This window comes from Oligosphaera ethanolica, from assembly GCF_030814695.1.
Taxonomy (GTDB): Bacteria; Verrucomicrobiota; Lentisphaeria; order Oligosphaerales; family Oligosphaeraceae; genus Oligosphaera; species Oligosphaera ethanolica.
The window spans coordinates 153,593-172,613 of sequence record NZ_JAUSVL010000001.1 but is presented as its reverse complement, the minus strand read 5'-3'; the positions used below and the strand labels follow the sequence as shown (position 1 = coordinate 172,613).

At 61.7% G+C, this 19,021-nt stretch carries 15 protein-coding genes; 4 read left to right on the top strand and 11 right to left on the bottom strand.

What is annotated here, in order from left to right:
- Window positions 1-35: 35 nt before the first annotated feature.
- From J3R75_RS00620 to rd, 6 genes are all read right to left on the bottom strand, one after another.
- Window positions 36-1,379, bottom strand: coding sequence for a mandelate racemase/muconate lactonizing enzyme family protein (locus J3R75_RS00620; protein WP_307259186.1), 1,344 nt, complete (start codon window positions 1,377-1,379; stop codon window positions 36-38).
- A gap of 881 nt (window positions 1,380-2,260) precedes the next feature.
- Window positions 2,261-3,433 (bottom strand): magnesium/cobalt transporter CorA, encoded by a 1,173-nt coding sequence (gene corA, locus J3R75_RS00615; RefSeq protein ID WP_307259184.1) that lies wholly within the window; start codon window positions 3,431-3,433, stop codon window positions 2,261-2,263.
- Between the two features lie 32 nt (window positions 3,434-3,465).
- On the bottom strand, window positions 3,466-4,479 hold the full coding sequence (locus J3R75_RS00610) for an NADH:ubiquinone reductase (Na(+)-transporting) subunit F (RefSeq protein WP_307259183.1): 1,014 nt from the start codon (window positions 4,477-4,479) through the stop codon (window positions 3,466-3,468).
- 69 nt (window positions 4,480-4,548) lie between these two features.
- The gene (locus J3R75_RS00605; protein ID WP_307259182.1) at window positions 4,549-4,857 is read right to left on the bottom strand and encodes an iron-sulfur cluster assembly accessory protein; all 309 of its coding nucleotides are present in this window, start codon (window positions 4,855-4,857) and stop codon (window positions 4,549-4,551) included.
- Window positions 4,858-5,392: 535 nt separating this feature from the next.
- On the bottom strand, window positions 5,393-5,626 hold the full coding sequence (locus tag J3R75_RS00600) for a hypothetical protein (protein ID WP_307259181.1): 234 nt from the start codon (window positions 5,624-5,626) through the stop codon (window positions 5,393-5,395).
- Between the two features lie 134 nt (window positions 5,627-5,760).
- The gene (gene rd / locus J3R75_RS00595) at window positions 5,761-5,925 is read right to left on the bottom strand and encodes a rubredoxin (RefSeq protein WP_307259180.1); all 165 of its coding nucleotides are present in this window, start codon (window positions 5,923-5,925) and stop codon (window positions 5,761-5,763) included.
- 244 nt (window positions 5,926-6,169) lie between these two features.
- On the opposite strand from rd, the gene J3R75_RS19775 reads away from it, so the two are divergent.
- Together J3R75_RS19775 and arfB are read left to right on the top strand one after the other, a co-directional pair.
- On the top strand, window positions 6,170-6,817 hold the full coding sequence (locus J3R75_RS19775; RefSeq protein ID WP_370882353.1) for a type II secretion system protein: 648 nt from the start codon (window positions 6,170-6,172) through the stop codon (window positions 6,815-6,817).
- Between the two features lie 29 nt (window positions 6,818-6,846).
- Window positions 6,847-7,308 (top strand): alternative ribosome rescue aminoacyl-tRNA hydrolase ArfB, encoded by a 462-nt coding sequence (arfB, locus tag J3R75_RS00585; protein ID WP_307259179.1) that lies wholly within the window; start codon window positions 6,847-6,849, stop codon window positions 7,306-7,308.
- Window positions 7,309-7,513: 205 nt separating this feature from the next.
- Here the strand turns inward: arfB and J3R75_RS00580 are convergent, their stop codons facing one another.
- The 3 genes from J3R75_RS00580 to J3R75_RS00570 all read right to left on the bottom strand — a co-directional run bounded on the left by J3R75_RS00580 (window position 7,514) and on the right by J3R75_RS00570 (window position 13,199).
- Entirely contained in the window at window positions 7,514-9,124 is a 1,611-nt protein-coding gene (locus tag J3R75_RS00580) for a solute:sodium symporter family transporter (protein WP_307259178.1), read from the bottom strand.
- 171 nt (window positions 9,125-9,295) lie between these two features.
- Window positions 9,296-9,514 carry a hypothetical protein gene (locus J3R75_RS00575; protein WP_307259177.1) on the bottom strand — a complete coding sequence of 73 codons (219 nt, stop codon included), beginning with the start codon at window positions 9,512-9,514 and terminating at the stop codon, window positions 9,296-9,298.
- Between the two features lie 10 nt (window positions 9,515-9,524).
- Entirely contained in the window at window positions 9,525-13,199 is a 3,675-nt protein-coding gene (locus tag J3R75_RS00570; RefSeq protein ID WP_307259176.1) for a LamG-like jellyroll fold domain-containing protein, read from the bottom strand.
- Window positions 13,200-13,931: 732 nt separating this feature from the next.
- On the opposite strand from J3R75_RS00570, the gene J3R75_RS00565 reads away from it, so the two are divergent.
- On the top strand, window positions 13,932-15,029 hold the full coding sequence (locus J3R75_RS00565) for a Rid family hydrolase (protein ID WP_307259175.1): 1,098 nt from the start codon (window positions 13,932-13,934) through the stop codon (window positions 15,027-15,029).
- A gap of 1 nt (window position 15,030) precedes the next feature.
- Window positions 15,031-15,804, top strand: coding sequence for a 3-deoxy-7-phosphoheptulonate synthase (gene aroF, locus J3R75_RS00560; RefSeq protein WP_307259174.1), 774 nt, complete (start codon window positions 15,031-15,033; stop codon window positions 15,802-15,804).
- A gap of 512 nt (window positions 15,805-16,316) precedes the next feature.
- Here aroF and J3R75_RS00555 read toward each other — a convergent pair.
- Together J3R75_RS00555 and J3R75_RS00550 are read right to left on the bottom strand one after the other, a co-directional pair.
- Window positions 16,317-17,627 (bottom strand): FAD-dependent oxidoreductase, encoded by a 1,311-nt coding sequence (locus tag J3R75_RS00555; protein ID WP_307259173.1) that lies wholly within the window; start codon window positions 17,625-17,627, stop codon window positions 16,317-16,319.
- Window positions 17,628-17,659: 32 nt separating this feature from the next.
- Window positions 17,660-18,736 carry an NAD(P)-dependent oxidoreductase gene (locus J3R75_RS00550; protein WP_307259172.1) on the bottom strand — a complete coding sequence of 359 codons (1,077 nt, stop codon included), beginning with the start codon at window positions 18,734-18,736 and terminating at the stop codon, window positions 17,660-17,662.
- Between the last annotated feature and the right edge of the window lie 285 nt (window positions 18,737-19,021).

Here is a 19,021-nt window from a genome sequence, read left to right as displayed (position 1 = left end):
TTGCTGCTTGGTGGGTTAAAGGGGAGGGGTGGTGTTCAGCTCCAGAGGCGGTCGTGCGACCACTCGCCGTCCCATTCGCTGGTTGGCGCCCAGAGGGTCGGGAATGCCGGGTGGAGGTGCTCTTTGAGGACCTCGTCGTTGAAGTCGTCGATGCCGAGGCCGGGTTTGTCAGGCACGTCGATATAGCCATTCTGGACGATTTTGGCGGGGGTGCCGGTGGTGATGGCGTCCCACCAGTCCACATCGACGGAGTGATTTTCGCAGACCAGGAAGTTCTCGGTTGCGGCGGCGGAGTGGACGGCGGCCATGGCGGCGACGGGCGATTCGGCCATGTGCATGGCCATGGCGACGCCGTAGTCCTGGGCCATGTCGCCAATCTTTTTGTTCTCGTAGATGCCGCCGCTGGAGAGGATGTCGGGGTGGATGACGGCGAGGGCGCCGCTGGCTAGCAGGGGCTGGAAGTTCTCTTTGAGGTAGATGTCCTCGCCCGTGCAGAGCGGCACGGTGGTGTGATTGTGGAGGTGCTGATATTGGCCGGTGAGCTGCCAGGGGAGCATGTCCTCGGCCCAGGCGAGGTTGTATTTTTCAATGCGGCGGCAGAGTTTGATGCAGTCGTCGACGCCGATGTGGCCGAAGTGGTCGATGGCCAGGGGGATGTCGTCGCCAATGACCTGACGGACGTCGTGGACGTATTGTTCGAGGCGGTCGAAGCCCTTTTCGGTGAGGTGGATGCCCGTGAAGGGATGGGCGATGTTGTTGGCGTCGTAACTGCGATTGCGGGCAAGAAGGCGGTGATGCGGATCGCTGCGGTCAGGGAGGTCGCGCAGGTCCGGCGAGACAATGCCCGTCGGCGAGCAGATGGTGCCGGCTTCGCCAAAAAGCTGGTTGATGCCCAAGTCCATCTTCAGAAAGGTGAAGCCCATGGCCATGCGCTCTTTGAGGGCACGGCCCATGTCGCTGCCGCTGTGCTTGCCGCGGACGTCGGTGTCGCAGTAGATGCGGACGCGGTCGCGGAATTTGCCACCGAGGAGCTGATAGACCGGCACGCCATAGGCCTTGCCAGCTAAATCCCATAGCGCAATCTCAATGCCGCAAACGCCGCCGGCCTGCCGCGACTGGCCGCCAAATTGCTTGAGGCGACGAAAGATCTTGTCGATGTTGCAGGGGTTCTCGCCAATGATGCGGCTTTTTAGCATCGCCGCGTAGGTCCTGCTGGCCGCATCACGCACTTCGCCGAGACCAACCAGGCCCTGGTTCGTCGTGATCTTCATTAGCGTGCAGTGCATCGGCGCGCCAATGATGTCCGTGAAAAACATGTCCGTGATCCGAAGTTTGCTCGGCGAGGAATTCGTGTTGACTGTGTTGCTGATGGTCGTCATGCTCTACCAGGGGCTGTGGGTGAGGTGTTGGTGGTTGGGAGGATGGTTTTGCGAGGGGGCGAGGAAGGGCCATTGGCCCTTCCCTTCCCCTCGCGCTCCCTTACCTATCCCATGTCAGGCGCTTGTCGTCGCCGCTGTCGCGGCTGCCGCCAAGCGCCGGGATGGAGGCGAGGTGAGGGTGGTTGGTTGGTTGGTGGCTGGTGGCTGGTGGCTGGTGGTTGGTGGTTGGTGGTTGGGAAGAGGTTCTGCGAGGGGGCGAGGAAGGGCCGTGGGCCCTTCCTCGCCCCCTCGCGCTCCCCCACTCTATCCCATGTCAGGCGCTTGTCGTCGCCGCTGTCGCGGCGTCTGCCAAGCGCCGGTTAAGGGAGGAGGGATGGGATGAATAAGGTGTAAAAGAGGCGTGGGTGTTTCCGGCCACGCGCCGTCGGCTCGTGGCCGGAAACGCGGTCACTACTTTACCTCATGTTGGACGCTTTGCGCAGGCACCAGACAGGAAGTTTCGCACGGGCGGTAATCGGTCAGCAGTCCCCGGCGTCGCTCCCAGGAGTCCCCGGCGTCCGTCAAGCAGTCCCCGGCGTCCGTCAAGCAGTCCCCGGCGTCCAATGCGTCATTCCCCATAGTCCCGAAAGTCCCCACAGTCCAATCCATGGGATCATGCCTTATGAGTCGTGAGTCCTCGCCACAGCGCCGCCGCCAACCGGTCCCCACGGTCCCGGCCAATAGCCATCACTGACCGATTACCACGCGCGCGCGTCGCCCTTCCGGGACGCCTCCGAGAGTAGCAGCGGCTTCCAGCCGCTGCTTGCGGGACTTGTTATGAAGCGGCTGGGAGCCGCTTCCAGTTTGGGCGCTGCTTGTGGGAGCCACCGGGTCGTCGGTGGTCACTTATTTTGTTTGAGCCAGTTTTCGAGGATAGCGATGGCGTGTTGGTGGGGGAGGCGTTTTTTGCGGGTGATGGTGGTTTTTTGTTTGAAGTCGAGCCAGCCGACGTGTTTGAAGAGCCCGATCATCACTGCGGCGCAGATTGCCATGAGTGCCAGGCAGGTGGCGTATCCCCAGCGCCATTGCAGTTCGGGCATGGTTGCGAAGTTCATGCCGTAGATGCCGGCGATGAAGGTGAGGGGGATGAAGATCGTCGAGATGATGGTGAGGACCTTCATGATTTCGTTCATGCGGTTGGAGAGGGTGCTGAGGTAGATGTCCATAAGACTATTGGCGAATTCGCGGCAGTTTTCGATGGAGTCGAAGAGGAGGATGGCGTGGTCCTGGCAGTCGCGGAGGAATGGTCGGATGGCCTTGCTGACGTTTGGGAGTTCGTCGCGATAGAGTGCGCCGATGGCATCGCGCAGCGGCCAGATGGCGCGGCGGACTTCCTGGATGTCGCGTTTGAGGCGGTGGATGTACTCGATGCTGTCTTTGTGGGCCTGGTTGCGGATGATTTTTTCCTCCAGGGCCTCCATGAGGTCGTTGATCTGTTCCAGGCAGGGGAAGTAGTTGTCGATGACCGTATCGATAATGGAGTACATGAGGTAGTCGGCGCCCATTTGGCGGATGCGGCCACTGCCGTGGCGGATGCGCAGGCGGACGGCGTCAAGGACATCGCCAGTTTGTTCCTGGAAGGTGACGACGAGATTATTGAGGAGGAAAATGCTGAGCTGGTTGAAGGTGAGGGCGTTGTCGTCCTGCTGGAGAATCTTCAGGGGGATGTAGAGATGGCTGTCGTAGTTGTCCACGCGTGGGCGTTGGCGGAGACTGACGACGTCTTCCATGGCGAGGGGGTGGAGGGTGAGCGCTTCGCCGATTTTTTTGAGCAGCTGGGCGTCGGCCAGGCCGGAGACATTGAGCCAGAGGACCTGCGGCGGGGTGGCCGGCGCTTGCGTGACAGCACGAATGGCGGCGAGGGCATCGTCGACGGCAAGGCCCGGGCGTTCGTCGACGGCATCGGCGGAGTAGGTGAGCAGATCGACGCCGCGGGGATGCTGGGCGGAGTCGCTGGGGATGATGATCCCCGGGGGCATGCCGGGGATGATGTGCTGCGCCGGTCGTTTTTTCACGTTGCGGGTCTTCTGGCTGCGGGGGGGGCTGCCTAGGCGAATTTATCGAAGAAGATGGCTGATTCGGGCATGCCTTTGTCAGCGAGGACCTTCATGCAGGCGTCGAGCATGCCAGGCGAGCCGCAGAGGTAGGCTTCTTTGTCCTGGGCATTCTGGAGGTGCTTGGCGACGACATCGGTGATTAAGCCGGTTTCGCCCTGCCAATTGTCGTCGGGTTCGGGGGCGCTGAGCGCGGGGATGAAGGAGAAGCCGGGGAGGTCCTTCGCGAGTGCCTGGAGTTCGTCAAGCAGGTACAGATCGCGGCGGCTGACGGCGCCGAAGAAAAGCGTGGCCTTCTTGGGGATTTTTTTGTTTTTGATTTCGAGGAGGATGCTGCGGATGGCCGAGAGGCCGCTGCCGCCGGCGATGAAGATGGCGTCCTTGGTGGTATTTTGCAGGCGGAAGTCGCCGTGTGGCCCTTCGAGGGTGATTTCGTTGCCGACCTGCAGTTGTTCGAAGATCCACTTGGTGCAGATGCCCTTGGGGGTTCTGCGGATGATGAATTCGATGACCTGTTTGTTGCGGGTGTCGGAGGCGATGGAGAAAGAGCGCTTGACGCCGTCGGGGCAGATGCACGACGGCGGCGCGTGGAAGAGCATCCAGGCGCCGGGCTCGAGGTGAATGAATTTGGGCTCGACGGCCTGGCAGCGGAGCATGACGATGTCGTGGGTCAGGTGGGTGATCTTGCTGACTTTGACGCGGTACTGGCTGGCCTGATAGTACGCCTCGGGAATCTCAATGGCCAAGTCGCGGTTGACGATGGTCTGACAGGCCAGGCGCATGCCGGCCTGGAGATCGTCGTCCTTGAGGTGTTTTTTTTCGGTGTCGTTGGGCTGGTGGGCGCTGGTGGTGATTTTGAGCCGGCAGAGTCCACAGACGCCGCGGCCGCCGCAGGCGGTGGGGATGAAGACGCGGTTGCGGGCCAGCGCCTGGAAGAGCGACTCGCCAGGTTGGGCGCTGATGGTTTTGGCGCCGTTGTTGATCGAAACGCTGTAGCTGTCTGACATGTATGTGTATCCTCCGCTGGAAGATGGAATGGCGGTTTGCGGTAAGGCAGTTCCAAGATGAAGAAGTTTTCAGCGGCAGTTCGGGCAGCCGCCTTCGCGGTGCGGCCAGGTGAGCTTCAGGCCGCGATTGAAAAGGCGGTCGTCGTAATCAAGAGTGGCGCTGGCAAAGACGTCACGATAATCGTCGGGGATGAAAAAAGCAATGCCGTCCACGATGACCGCATGAAAGGCGGCGGGGGGCGTCGCGACGGGCTTGAGCAACGGCACGCTGCCGCGACAGTTGCCCACAGAGCCATCAAAACGATAGCCTATCATGCTGCGGCCACTCTTCTTGAGCAACGCGGTCAGCTTGGCATGGGCAGGGGGACTGATGGTCATGGCTGGTCTGGCTAGTGGTTGGTGGTTGGGAAGAGGTTCTGCGAGGGGGCGAGGAAGGGCCGTGGGCCCTTCCTCGCCCCCTCGCGCTCCCCCACTCTATCCCATGTCTGGCGCTTGTCGTCGCCGCTGTCGCGGCTGCCGCCAAGCGCCGGGAGTGTGAGGCGAGTTGGTGGTGTGTGTTGGATGTGTTGGGGTGTTGGGGTGTTGGGGTGTTGGGGATGGTTCTGCGAGGGGGCGAGGAAGGGCCGTGGGCCCTTCCTCGCCCCCTCGCGCTCCCCCACTCTATCCCATGTCAGGCGCTTGTCGTCGCCGCTGTCGCGGCTGCCGCCAAGCGCCGGGAGTGTGAGGCGAGTTGGTGGTGTGGTGTGTGTTGGATGTGTTGGGGTGTTGGGGTGTTGGGGATGGTTCTGCGAGGGGGCGAGGAAGGGCCGTGGGCCCTTCCTCGCCCCCTCGCGCTCCCCCACTCTATCCCATGTCTGGCGCTTGGCGGCAGCCGCTGTCGCGGCTGCCGCCAAGCGCCGGGAGTGAGGGTTTTTCACCGCGTGTGTCGCGCGGTGTATTCATCCAGCAAGTGTCGAATCATTCGCTGGTATGGCGTGTTGTGGATTTGGGCCTCTTTCTTAAAGAAGTCAACACTGCTGCGACTGAGTTGCAGGGTGACTTTGATCGTTTCTTCCTGAAAGGCCAATTCTTCAGGCGGGGGAAGAAAATCGTGAACCACCCTTACGTCCCCCATTGGTTCGTCAGTATAAGTGATTTTCTTTTTCATAAATGTTTTTTCCTCTGCGCCAGTAGCCCGCACCAATGCAGAGCGAGTGATTGATTCGGTTGCGGTGTTTCTGCCATCAAGCAAAAAAACCGACTGCCGTTTTTTAGTCGGCAGTCGGCGCGGTTGGCTATCACTTACTCGTCGCAGGGCTCAAAATCTTCTTTTGTGGCTCCGCATTCCGGGCAAGTCCAGTCATCTGGCAGTTTGTCAAAAGGGGTTCCGGGTTTGATATCATTGTCCGGGTCGCCCTTAGCCGGGTCGTATATCCAACCGCACAATGTACATTTATACTTTTTCACATTACCTCCTTATGGTTTCGGGTTGATAATCCGTGGACACCGCGGCGATATCAGCCGCCCTCGAAAGCAGTTCATAAGATATACGGCATAGGAGTAAAGGCCAAACGATTCTTATAAGAAAGCGCGTATTGAAAAAAAGCGCGTTGGTAGCAGACTAATGAATATGGTGTTGGCGGGTCGTGATGTTTGGCGTCTGGCGCGGGGCCAGAGTTCCGGGCGGGTTTGGAGACAGGAGAAGACGGCCATGAACAGAACAACAGGCGGGCGTTTTTTCACGCTGATTGAGCTGCTGGTGGTGATTGGCATCATTGCGATTTTGGCGGCGCTATTGTTGCCGGCGCTGAACAAGGCCCGCGAGAAGGCCTGGCAGGCGAATTGCCTGAGCAACCAGCGGCAGATGGGCATGGCCTTTACGATGTACAGCCAAGACAATCGGGGGATGTTCCCGCATTTGGTTCACGGACATAGCGGTGCCTCGGCAACGGGCGGCTGGGTGTATTTTCAGAGTTTTCCGGTGCCTACGGAAGGGCCGTTCATTGTGCAGGTGGGGACCATCTATCCCTATGTGGGCAGTGAGAAGGTCTATGTGTGCCCGGCGGATCACACCGGCACTACCAACAGCTACGCGGTTAATTCGGATCTTAAGGATGCGCATACGGGCGACGTGAGCAAGCCGGCGGAGTGTCCGCTGCTGCTGGAAGAGGGCATGGGCGGTAATCGGCCCAATACGACGGACGATGGGTATTTTCTGCTGTCGGGGAATACCCCCGCGAACCGCCACGGCAAGGGCAATGTATTTACGTATTGCGACGGCCATGCCGATTGGCAGAAGTGGGCTATCGACGAGATACGCTATAATTGCGACGGCGTCGAGCCGCGGGAATTCTTTTGAGCTTGCAGAGAGGATTGGGGCACAGGGGCATGACGGAAGTGAAGACAGGACAGGGCAGCGATGGCGGCGGCCGTTTTTTGCGCGTGGGGCCGACCCTGCAGATTGCGCTGGATGAGATTGAGTTTGAATTCACGCGGGCGTCGGGACCCGGCGGCCAGCACGTGAACCGCACGGAGTCGGCCGTGCAATTGCGCTTTCCGGTGATGACGTCGCCGAGTCTGCCCGAGGGGGTACGGGAACGGCTCCTGAAGCAGATCGGCTCGCGGCTGTCGGGCGATGGTGTGCTGGTGATTACTGCGCAGGAATACCGTAGCCAAAAACGCAATCGTGAAGCCGCGATTGACCGACTGGTGGAAATGCTGCTGGCCGCCGCAACGCCCCCCAAACCGCGCCGCGCAACCAAGCCGACCCGCGCCAGCAAGGAACGACGACTCGCTACAAAACGCGTCCGCGGCGAAACCAAGCGACTGCGGCAAGGCGGCGACGCGTAGGCGGGGGCGTCCGAAATGCATAAGCAGGTTTTGCGAGGGGGCGGAAAGGGCTGTTAGCCCTTTCCGCCCCCTCGCGCTCCCCCACCTATCCCATCTCGGCTCTCTGCGGCGCGGCTGTCGCCAAGCGACAGCCGCGCCGCAGAGAGCGTTGGGCAGGGAAGGCAGGGTAGGAGAGCGGATAGCGTTTTTGGTTGCGCGGGATGGGCTATCCGGCGAGGACGGTGAAGTCGGCGAAGATGGCGTAGATCAGGAAGACGAGGACGAGCAGGGTGATGCCAGCGGGGGTGGCGTATTTCCATGGTTTGAGTTCGACGGCGCTGGTATCTTGCTGTGTCCAGGCGGTGGGCGTGGGTTTGAGGGCGCCGATGGCGAGCATCATGACGACGAGCAAGGCGAAGACAATGCCGAGGAAATGGAAGTCGTTGATTTTGGCGACGGCCTGCGGGAAGGCGAAGAAGCCGACGCTGAGGGTGACGACGCCGATGACGAGGGCGGCGTTGGCGGCGATGGCCGGGACGCGTTTGGCGAGCATGCCGACGACGACGACGGCGAAGATGGGTATGAAGTAAATGCCGTTCATTTTCTGCAGGTAGTTGAAGATGCTGTCCTGGCCGTCGAGGAAGGGCGCGACAAGCATGGCGAGGATGGCGACGACGTAGCCGAAGCGCTTGCCGGACTGGACGACGGCGCCGTCGCCGGCGTCTTTTTTCCACATGGCCTTGTAGATGCCGAGGCTGAAGAGGGTGCAGGTGCTGTTGAGGGCGGAGTTGAAGGAGGAGAGGATGGCGCCGACCATGACGGCGGCGAAGAAGCCGGCGAGGGGCGCGGGCAGGACATTGCGGACGAGGGTGCCGTAGGCGTCAACCGGGCGCAGGCCATTGCCAGCACCGTACAGGTAGAATGCCATGATGCCGGGGAGGACGAGGTACAAGGGGCCGAGCAGCTTGAGGGCGCCCGTGAGGAAGATGCCCTTTTGGCCTTCGGACAGACTACGCGCGGCGAGGGTGCGCTGGATGATCTGCTGGTTGGTGCACCAGTAGAAGAGATTATTGAGGAGCACGCCGGTGAAGATGGTGTAGAAGGGCACGTTGGTTTTGGGCCCGCCGATGGAGTTGAAACGGTCGGGAATGGTCTCGCTGAGGGTATTCAGGCCATTCAAGGCATTGCCGTCGCCGATGAGCGAGAGGCCCAGGTAGGTGATCAGCAGGCCGCCGCTGAGCAGGCCAATACCGTTGAGGGTGTCGGAGACGGCGACCGAACGCAGGCCCCCGAAGAGTGCGTAGATCGACCCGACGATGCCGACGAACCACACGGTCAGCCATAGCAACGTGCTGCGGTTCTCAATGCCGGTGAGTTCGGAGAGATTGAGGATGCCGGCCAGGCCGCTGGCACCGGTGTAGAGGATGATCGGCAAGAGAATGAGCGCGTAGGCGAGCAGGAAGATCAGATTGCAAATCAGCTGCGTGGTGGCGTCATAGCGCAGTGCCAAAAACTGCGGGAGGGTGGCAATGCCGCTTTTTAGGAAGCGCGGGAGGAAGAACAGGCCCATGGCGACCAAGGCGACGACGGCCAGCACTTCCCAGACCATGACCGACAACCCGAAGGTGAAGGCGTCGCCATTGAGCCCGACGAGCTGCTCGGTGGACAGATTGGTGAGCAGAAGCGACCCGGCGATGATGGGAAAGGTGAGATTTCTGCCGGCGAGGAAGTAGCCGTCGTTGCTGGCGACGTCTTCCTTGCGGGTGATGAAGTAAGTGACGACGGCGACCAGGCCGGTGAAAAAGACGAAGGACAGCAGGGTGAAGAGATGTGACATGGAGTGGGCATTTCCTCGGGTTGTGGTGCTGTGGAGGGTGAGTGAAAAAAAGGTCGTGACAATAGCTCTGAGGCTGTTCGATAATTATTTGTTAAGCTATACCCAGGCACGCTGAAAGCGTGCGACATAGCAAACAAAAAAGGTGAGGTTCCATTGCCTCTTTGGCCCCGGTCAGCTTCGCCGACCGGGGCCAAAGAGGCCGAGGAACACGAACGTAGTCGCCGTTATACCCAGGGCAGCGCGCGCTTTCAGCGCCTGCTTGTCCTGGGCTGGTATGTTTCGCGCTTTCAGCGCTTCTGCCGCTTCGCGGCGAGTGACATGGTGGTCGGTGACGATGCATTTCAGCAAAGAGCGTTCGCGTTGAAAAGAATAGACGTAATTAATGAACAACTCCTTTGCTTTAGTCGGGCACGCGGACGCCAATGGACTGGCTGCCGCTGGTTTTGCAGGAGCGCAGGTCGTAGGGCGCGAGGGAGAGGGTGCCGTGGTTGTCGCGGAAGCCATCAAGAGCCTTGCCGGTGACGAGGTCAATGACGCCGTCGCCGGAGATGGCGAGGTCGACGGTGGCGGGGGTGTCGCCGGTGTTGGCAATGTAGAACCAGGTGTCGCCATTGAGTTCGAGGACGCGGGCGACGACGGTTTCGGAGTGGGTGTCGAGGTCGGCGAAGGGCTGCGCCGGGAGGGCGCGGAAGGCCTGAGCGAAGGGCCGGAGGAACTCGTCCATGCCGTGGGTGCCGATGAGGAAACCGCCTTTGGTGATGGCGAGGAGATCGTGGTAGCGCAGCGGGAGGACGAAGTGCTTCATGGCGTGTCTACCAGCGGGGTTGATGGTGCTGACGCGCCAGCCGCTTTCGTGGAACCACGGCGAGGCGATGTAGGATGGCGTGTCGCTCCAATGGTCGGCCTTCTGAGAGCCGATGGCCGATTCCCAGTAGCGGTCATGCTGATGCAGCCAGGGCGTTTTGGCGTCATTGAGCAAATCGTAGCAGCCAGGGAGGGAGTCGAAGACGCGGAGGTGCTCGTAGGCATCGGCTGGGGTGTTGCGGCCGTCGTCCCGCCAGCGGTAGTCGGCGGGGTAGATCGTCTGGGTGATGACGATGTTGTCGCAGTCGTGATAGTACTCTGGGTTGAGGCCGGCGCGGCGTGCCATCATGGCGTTGAAGTCGGGCTGGGCGTAGTCGGGGTGAGCGATATCGGGCATGGCGAGGAATGAGCAGAGATTGAGGCGGAGGTCCGGCCGGGCGTCGCGGAGGCGCTGAGCGATGGATTTGTAGAAAGCGGCGAGTTCGCGGCAGCGCCAGTCGACCCATTCTGCGAAGGCGTTGGCCTGCAGCCAATCGGCGTAGGCTTTGCCGCGGAGGGGGTCTTTGCGGTTGACGGGGACGGCGATGCCGGTGTCCTTGGTGAAGGCGTCGATGGCGTAGTCGTTATAGCCGGCTTCGATGTCGCCGAACCAGAGGAAGACGTGTTTGGTGAGGTGGAAAGTGATGCCCTTGAAGGACGGGTGGGCGACCCCTTCGGCGATGATCTGGTCCACGTTCTGGATCACGTGCTGTTGCACATCGGGGTGGAGGATATTGAAGTTCGGCGAGGTGCCATGCCAGCCGCCGGGGTTTGGCCGGCCGGTATTCCAGATACTGACGGGGCTTGCGTGGAGAGAGCCGTCGTTGATGGTCTGGCTGGTGATTATGAGCTGGCCGATGGGCATATTGTGCTGATTGCAGGAGGCCATGAAGCCGAGGCCCTCGCGGTCAAATTTACTGAGGAAGGCGCCCATGAAATCTTCGGGGTGGTTTCTGGGGTTGTAGGTGTCGCCGATGCGTCCCTGATACCAGACGACGGGGTAGGTGAGGATGTCCTGGCCGCTGTATTTCATGTAGGCGGCGCAGCGCTCAACGGTGGTTTCCAGTGTGGTCATGCTGCTGGCGAGGACGCCAAAGTCGTAGAGAATGGCCGGGTCCTCGAAGTAGAGGCCGAGGCTGCGCTGCCAGTCGTTGACCGGCGGCGGCGCGGTGATGGCGACCGGCGGCAGGCCAGCGAGGACTTTGTGGATGCGGATTTCGGCGACGGCGGCCGGGGCGTCTTTTCGGGCGGTCATGAAGATGATGGCGATGTCTTCGCTGCGGGGGAAGTACAGGCATTTCTGGGTGATGAAGTCGTTGCTGTTGGCGTATTCATCGCCGGCGGCGTAGCCAGTCTGGAGTTCGTATTCGTTGGCCTGAGCGATAGCCGATTGGGCGATGATGTCGGCGCTGCGCCGTTTGTCGTCGGGGTAGTCCCATTCGAGGAGGTAGATGGCGTCTTTGTCGGGGAGGGCGGCGCGGACGACGAAGCGGCTGCCGCGGGCGCTGTCGGCTTCGAGGTATGTGCGGCCGTTGAGGGAGCGGGTGTGAAGCGGGCCGACGTGGAGGAGCTGCTGGTCGTTCATGTCGGGGGTGGGGACGATGGTGGCGACGTGGCTGAGAGTGAGTTCGTCGTCACTGCTGAGCCAGGGATTTTTGTCCCTGAGGACGAGTATATCGGTTTGGCGTTCACGGAGGCCCTGGTGATTGCCGCTGACTTCGCTGACGACAAGCTGGTATTTGCCGGGGGCGAGGTCCTTGCTGGCGATGGCGAGAGGGAAAGCGCGGACGCCATCTTGGCGTGGTGGCGGGGTGATGGCCGCGCTGCTTTGCTGGTGGACCTGCTGTTGAGCGTCGAGGAGTTTCCAGGCGAAGGCCATGGGGCCGTCTCTGACGATGCTAACCGTGGCGTTGATGGGCTTGTCGGTGCCTGGGTGGACGTACTTGCTCGGCACGTCGAGGGTGAAGTACTGCACGTCGCTGGCTAGTGCATAGATTTCGTCATTGGTGAGCGGCGCGGAGTAGATGCGGAGATCGTCCAGCCAGGCGTTGGCGTATTCGCCCTGCTGGTGCGAGCCAACGAAGAAGAAGGGGATGTTCTGGTCTTTGAGGATGAGGTGGGCATTTTTGTCGGTGGCCAGCGGCGAATGGCCGTCGCTGGCGGTTTTGGCGGGGCGGCCATTGATGAAGAGCGCGCTGCCATTTTCGTCCCAGGTCATGGCGACGTGTGCCCACTGGTCGGAGGCGAGGCTTTTGGTGCCGGTTTTATAGCTGTCGCTCATATCGCTGGTGTCGGCTCGGGGGACGGCTCCCCATGACCACAGCCAGATGGCGCCGGAGCCATTGCGGGGCGACGGGCGGTCCATGCAGAAGAAACTGTGGTAGTCTTTTTTCGTGTAGCTGACGCCGGCGAGATCGTCCCAATCGGGTTTGACCCACAGGGCGATGGTGCCGCAGTTGGGGACGATATTGCCAGTCGTGGCATAACGCAGGTCGGCCTGGTTGTCTTTGGTGACGTAAAGGGCCTGGCCAAGCAGGCCGGGCTGGAAGTCAAGGCGTTCGGCCGCGAGGGGCTGGGCATTGCCCTTGGCGATGGCCGGCTGGGCATTGCCGTCGAAGGGCGCGTGGAAGATGAGTTCGGGGCTGCGCCGCGGCGCGTCGGGGCTGCGGCTGTAGCTGCTGACGCCAGCGAAGGCGATGTCGTGGATGCGGTAGATGCCCGGGGTGGTGAAATCGAAGCGGAGGTGGAAATGCTGGAAATTAGCAGGGAGGGTCGAGATGGCGCTGAGGATGCTGCGTTGGCCATTGCTGCGCACGTGGGTGGGTTTGTAGAAATGCTTGCCGTCGTCGGTCCGTCCTTCGAAATAGATGCTGATGACGCCTTTTTCGGGACCGGTGACCTCGAGCTTGATTTGGTGGGATTCGTCGTTGAACTGGCGCTGGTCGAGAGTTTCCCAGCCGGTGACGACCTTGCGGAAGTCCTGGCCGGCGAGCGCGCTGGAGTCAAGGACGATGCCGTCGTCGGCAACGCTGAGTTTTACGAGGTGATTGAGGGTGGGGGGCTCGACGTGGACCTTGAAGACAAGGGCGTTGCCGCGCTTGATCAGGGGGCCGCCGCCTTCGTCGCCGCTGTGCGCGCTGAGCTCGGCGAGTGGCGGGAAGAGCGATGTGGCGTAGGCACTGAGGGTCAGGAGGCAGCCGATGGCGGCTAATTTCGTTGAGGCATGGAGCATCATCTTCTCCTTGGCTGAGAGAGGGCAAAAAGACGTCGTCGGCACAGTGTTTTCAAATGTAACCGCACCAGGGCGATAGTCTATTGCTACGTGTCGGAAAAACAGCGGTGCGGGCGTTCTGTGCCTCGCGGCTTGCCGCGGGGGTATTTTTCCTCACGCGAAGGCGCGAAGGCGCGAAGAAGACAAGAAAGAGGCGGCATGTCTTGCCGCTGCGCGTCAATCCACGCCGCCGATAGAAAGGCGCGAATTGTAGGGGTGGCGTTCTGTGCCTCACGGCTTGCCGCGGGGGTATTTTTCCTCACGCGAAGGCGCGAAGAAGACAAGAAAGAGGCGGCATGTCTTGCCGCTGCGCGTCAATCCACGCCGCCGATAGAAAGGCGCGAAGATTGTTCCTCACGCGAAGGCGCGAAGGCGCGAAGAAGACAAGAAAGAGGCGGCATGTCTTGCCGCTGCGCGTCAATCCACGCCGCCGATAGGAAGGCGCGATGGCGCGAAGAAGACAAGGCGTCGGGAGAAAGGCCGGGAAATGGTATTATAAAGCGAGCACGTACTGCGTTTTATAGGTGGCAGGTCGCCAGGCGCGTAGTGGGCTGCCGCTGTTGCCTGGCGGCCAATTTATTGCGGTGAGCATCGTTTTGAGCATGACTGAGGTCGCCGTGACCCGGCAGGTGATTTTAGCAGCGCGGCCGCCAGGCTGCGTCAGGAAGCAACGAGCACAGAGCAAGGTAGATCATGACTGATACGTCCATATTCACCGGCAAGAGTGGTTTGACAGAGCGTTTTTTTGCTGGCACGGCGCGGCCGGGAAAGAGTTTTCGGGACGAGTGTGAGGAGCTGCTGGCGCGCTGTCGGGAGTCGTTGGGGGGCGGGCCGGCGGTGATGCGTCTGCATGTGAGTGACATTGCGAACCAGACGGCGGTGGTGGAAATGCTGACGGCGGCCATGGGTGTTTCGGTGGCGGTAGTGGGGCAGGCGCCGGTGTGCGGCAGCCGGGTGGCCATGGAGGCCTACACAATGGATTTGCCGTCGTCGCCGTCGTTGACGGACGGCGTTTTGAGCCTTCGCCTGCGCAATTACGAGCTGCTGTTCATGGGCAGCGCGCTGACGTCCGAGCGGGGCAGCGGTCCGCAGATGGCCGCCGAGCTGCGGGCGGTAGCTGAGGTGCTGGCGCGTCGCGGTGGCACGATTGCGAACAACTTGCAGCGGACCTGGATTTACTGCCGTGACATCGACAACAACTACGCGGGTCTGGTGGAGTCGCGCCGCCGTTATTTCACCGAACAGGGTCTGACGGCTGACACGCATTACATTGCGAGCACGGGCATTGAGGGCCAGTCGCATCCGCATGATCGGCTGGTGCGCATGGACTCCTTTGCGCTGTTCGGGCATGACCCGGCGCAGATTGAGTACATGCAGGCCCTGGATAACCTCTCGCCGACGCATGTGTATGGCGTAACCTTTGAGCGCGGCACGCGCATCATCTACGGCGATCGTTCGCATTACCTGCTGTCGGGCACGGCCAGCATCGACCGCCATGGCAAGACGCTGTACGAGTGCGATGTGGTCGCCCAGGCGGAGCGGGTGATCGACAATGTCACGGCGTTGCTGGAAAACCACGGCGGGACGCTGGCCGATATGCGGCAGGCGGTGGTGTATTTACGCGATCCGGCGGACGCGGGGCTGGTCGAGGCGGTGATGTCCCGGCGTTTGTCTGCGGAAATGCCGCGGATTATGGTAAAGGGTTCGGTCTGTCGGCCGGGATGGCTGGTCGAGCTGGATGGCATGGCGGTGAACGCTAACGGCGACCCGCGTTTCAAAGAGTTCTGCTGATATGGACCACACATTGTTGACACAGCACTGTTCGCGGGAGGTCCGCATTGGCCGGGAGGTCTTTGGCGGCGGGGAGGTCGGCTGGATTGCCGGCCCCTGCGCAGCCGAGTCCTACGAGCAGATGCGCGATGCCGCTGCGGCGCTAAAGGCCTGTGGCATTGCGGTGATGCGCGGGGGGCTGTACAAGCCGCGGACCTCGCCGCATTCCTTCCAGGGCCTGCAGGCCGGTGGGGTGGACATTATCCGGCGCATCAAGGCCGAGTTCGGCCTGGCCTACGTGTCCGAAGTCGTGGATGGTGCCTCGCTGGAGCTGCTGCTGCCGTATTTGGACGCCGTGCAGGTCGGTTCCCGCAACTGCATGAACTACGCGTTGCTGAAGCTGGTCGGGCGGGCCGGGAAGCCGGTGATTCTCAAGCGCGGTTTTGCGATGACGGTGGATGAGTGGCTCTGCGCCGCCGAATATCTGGCGCTGGCCGGCGCAAGGGACATCGTGCTCTGCGAACGGGGTATACGCACCGTGACCGAAGTGACGCGCTTCACGCTCGATCTCGGGGCGCTGGCCTGGCTGAAGAGCCAGGGCGTGCTGCCGGTGATCGCCGATCCCAGCCACGCTACCGGCGACAGCAGTCTGGTGGTGCCTCTGGCGCGTGCGGCTTTGGCTGCGGGCGCCGATGGCCTGATGCTCGAAGTGGCGCCATGCCCCGAGCAGGCCCAGTGCGATGCCCGCCAACAGCTGTCCTTCGACCAACTGCGAGCCCTGCGCGGGACATCGTAGCCTCACGGCATGCCGTGAGGCTACAGAGCGGGGGCATGCCGTGAGGCGCAGAACGGGGCGGACACATAGGTCCGCCCCTACGCCTTCGCGCCTTCCTATCGGCGGCGTGGCTTGCCGCGCAGCGGCAAGACATGCCGCCTCTTTCTTGTCTTCTTCGCGTCCTCGCGCCTTCGCGTGAGGATAAAATACCCTCGCGCCTTCGCGTGAGGATAAAATACCCTCGCGCCTTCGCGTGAGGATAAAATACCCTCACGGCGAGCAGCGAGGCACAGAACGGAGCGGACACATAGGTCCGCCCCAACGAATTCGCGTCTTCCTATCGGCGGCGTGGCTTGCCGCGCAGCGGCGAGACATGCCGCCTCTTTCTTGTCTTCTTCGCGTCCTCGCGCCTTCGCGTGAGGAAAAATACCCTCACGGCAAGCCGTGAGGCACAGAACGGAGCGGACACATAGGTCCGCCCCTACGCCTTCGCGCTTTCGCGCCCTTGCGGAGCCGTCCGCAACAAAGGCGGTTCAGGGCAGGTCGACGCGGTATTGGATGTCGGGGATTGGCTTGTCTTGGGCGACGGCCATAGCGGCGACAGTGCCGGCGGCTTCACCGCATTGATTGAGATTGACCATGACGCGGAGAGCGCCAAAGGCGCCGCTTTCGGCGTCGATCATGCGCCCGGCGGTGATGATATTGTCGACGCCGGCGGGGATCATACTGCGCAGGGGAATCTGGTAGAAAGGCGGCGTGGGCAGGGCCGGGTCGCGCCAGTGGCCACTTTCGTTTTTCTTGTGTGGTGAGATGAATACCTCGCGGCCGTCGAGGTAGAGGAAGCGCGATCCGGGGGGATTTTGGCTATGGACATCGACGCGGTAGGTGCCGCGGCCGATGACGTCGGGGAATTCGCGTCCGTAGAGAATGTCGTCAGTGGTGACGCGGTATAGGGCCTGGATGTGCTTGGTGTCGCGGATACCGATGAGCGACGGCAGTGCTTCGAGGATGGGGCGGGGGTAGCCGGCGTCGGCGACGAGGTCCTGGATGGCGCGGAGCTGGCGGCGGCCTTCGATTTCGGCGACCGTAAGCGAGACGCCGTCGGAGAGGTCCAGTTCGGGGATTTTGGTGCCGGCGAGCATGTAGGTGTTTTTGGCTGGCGAGAAGGCGCCCCAGACCATGCCTTCTGGGAGATTGTAGCGTGCGGCGGCATTGTGGATGAGGGTACCGATGCCTTCCTTGAACTGTGGCCAGGCGCTGAACTTAGCGCAGGCGGTGGGCGGCTGCACTTCCTGGTTGCGCCAGAGCGCGAGGCCGGCGGCGGCGCAGAGATCGGCATCGCCGGTGGCATCGACAAATGCCCGGGCCTTGATAGCGAAGAGACCGCCTTTGCCGGCGACGATGACGCCGGCGACGCGGCCGTCGTCGTCTCGCCAGACATTGACGACGCGGCTGTGAAGGAAGGGGGTGATGTGGTTTTCGAGGACCATTTCGTCCAGTTCAATGGCCAATTCCTCGGTATTGAGAATGGCGTAGATGGACGGGTTGGGTTTGGTTTCGAGGGTAATGGCATTGCGTTTGCCCAGGCGGTCAATGACCTCCTGGGTGAGGCCGCCGATGATGCGGGTGTGGTTATCCATGGCGAAGAGACTGTGCCAGATGGAGACTTGCGAGGCGGCGGCGGTGCCGCCGAAGCGGTTCTGGGCCTCGATGATGGCGACGCTGCAGCCGGCCTGTGCGGCGCGGATGGCGGCGAAGACGCCGGTGCAGCTGCCGCCGGCGACGCAGACATCGACGCTAGTGAGCACGGGTACGGACTGTGACGGAATGCTGATGGGTTCCATGATGATTCCTCTCTGCCGGTGCCACCGGCGTTTCAGCAGGCGCTTTGCGGGATGGCGTTGTCCAGTAGGGCCAAATCGTCGTTGATGACGCCGTGTTTTCTGACGACGGCGAGTATCTTATCTTCCAGTTGGCTGCTGGGGATGTTGATGCCGGGCTGGAGGCGGTGTTGGAGCAGCTCGATGACGCCGGCGTTGTCCAGCGCCATGGTGGGATCGATGTACTTGAGCTGCGTGGGTTCTGGCAGGATGAAATTGATTGGCGCCTTGCGGTTGAGGACGCGCTCGGCGGGTATGCCCGGGCCGTATTCGTCAACCACGCCCATGTTGACCAGCAGTGTCGCCGAGGCGCAGACTTCGCGCTGGTCGAAGCTGTTGGCAAGGGCGTGTTTCACGCCGGTGGTGGACACCGTGCAGAAGGCGTTGGCCATGGCGTGGTCGATGGCGGCGCGGTCGTGCATGTCAATAGCTTTGGTGCCCGGGAGCGGCTGGGCGCGTTGGAAGTCGTCCACGACGATGACCTTGGCGTCGGCATTGAGCGCGTACAGGGCGATGCCGCGGCCGACTTTGCCGCAGCCGAAGATGACGATGTTTTTGCCGCGGAGGTCGCCGTAGCCCAGTGCGGCCATGGCGCGGAAAAAGCCATCGCCGGTACCGAGGCCGGTTTCGATGACCTTGATTTTACCGGCGTCGACTAAGAATACCGGGTAGGGCGCGTACTGGTAGTGGTAGACGCCCGAGCGGGTCAGTTCGACCACGCCGTAGTTGTTTGGGACCTGCGCGAGAGCGCCGGCGCAATCGCAGACGACGTCGTAGCGCTGGGTGAGGTCGCTGGCGGTGGCCAGGCGGATGCCGTAGTTGTGGAGGCTGTCGCGGACCTCCTGGTCGCAGGGGATGTCCGGGTGGGCATAAACGCTGAGCTGGGCACCGCCGGCAAGGAGCGCCAGGTATTTGCAGAGGGTATTGCGGAAGACCGGCGTGGCATCGAGTACGGACTTGCCGGCAAGCGGCCGGCTTTGCCGCCAGGCGGTCATTTGTGTGTGAAGGGCGGGAAAGTGGCTTGGCTGATAATGCCGAAGAATATCGGCGAGGAGCTTATCTGATATGGTCATTACAATGGAGCTTTCGTGATGGGTTGGCGGTGGCCTCTCTACGTAAATTTGCCGGTACTATAATCCTGCCGGCGGGAACTGGGCCAGCGCCGCGCATTTTTGTAATCGATCAGTCATTGATACCAGCCATTCCTGCGGTCTTATGTTTTCAGCGCCAACGGCGCGGCCTAAGATAGCCCAGGGCAAGCGCCCGCAGGGCGCGTCGCCCTGGGTAAGGGCCCGACCAGAAATGAGCCCTGTAGGGGCGACCTTAAAAAACACCATGCGGGGCGTCTTGGTACAGGA

Coding starts and splice junctions, on each gene's coding strand:
- J3R75_RS00620 (WP_307259186.1), bottom strand. CDS start 1,379: ATGACGACCATCAGCAACACAGTCAACACGAATTCCTCGCCGAGCAAA.
- J3R75_RS00610 (WP_307259183.1), bottom strand. CDS start 4,479: ATGTCAGACAGCTACAGCGTTTCGATCAACAACGGCGCCAAAACCATC.
- J3R75_RS00605 (WP_307259182.1), bottom strand. CDS start 4,857: ATGACCATCAGTCCCCCTGCCCATGCCAAGCTGACCGCGTTGCTCAAG.
- J3R75_RS00600 (WP_307259181.1), bottom strand. CDS start 5,626: ATGAAAAAGAAAATCACTTATACTGACGAACCAATGGGGGACGTAAGG.
- J3R75_RS19775 (WP_370882353.1), top strand. CDS start 6,170: ATGAACAGAACAACAGGCGGGCGTTTTTTCACGCTGATTGAGCTGCTG.
- arfB (WP_307259179.1), top strand. CDS start 6,847: ATGACGGAAGTGAAGACAGGACAGGGCAGCGATGGCGGCGGCCGTTTT.
- J3R75_RS00580 (WP_307259178.1), bottom strand. CDS start 9,124: ATGTCACATCTCTTCACCCTGCTGTCCTTCGTCTTTTTCACCGGCCTG.
- J3R75_RS00570 (WP_307259176.1), bottom strand. CDS start 13,199: ATGCTCCATGCCTCAACGAAATTAGCCGCCATCGGCTGCCTCCTGACC.
- J3R75_RS00565 (WP_307259175.1), top strand. CDS start 13,932: ATGACTGATACGTCCATATTCACCGGCAAGAGTGGTTTGACAGAGCGT.
- aroF (WP_307259174.1), top strand. CDS start 15,031: ATGGACCACACATTGTTGACACAGCACTGTTCGCGGGAGGTCCGCATT.
- J3R75_RS00555 (WP_307259173.1), bottom strand. CDS start 17,627: ATGGAACCCATCAGCATTCCGTCACAGTCCGTACCCGTGCTCACTAGC.
- J3R75_RS00550 (WP_307259172.1), bottom strand. CDS start 18,736: ATGACCATATCAGATAAGCTCCTCGCCGATATTCTTCGGCATTATCAG.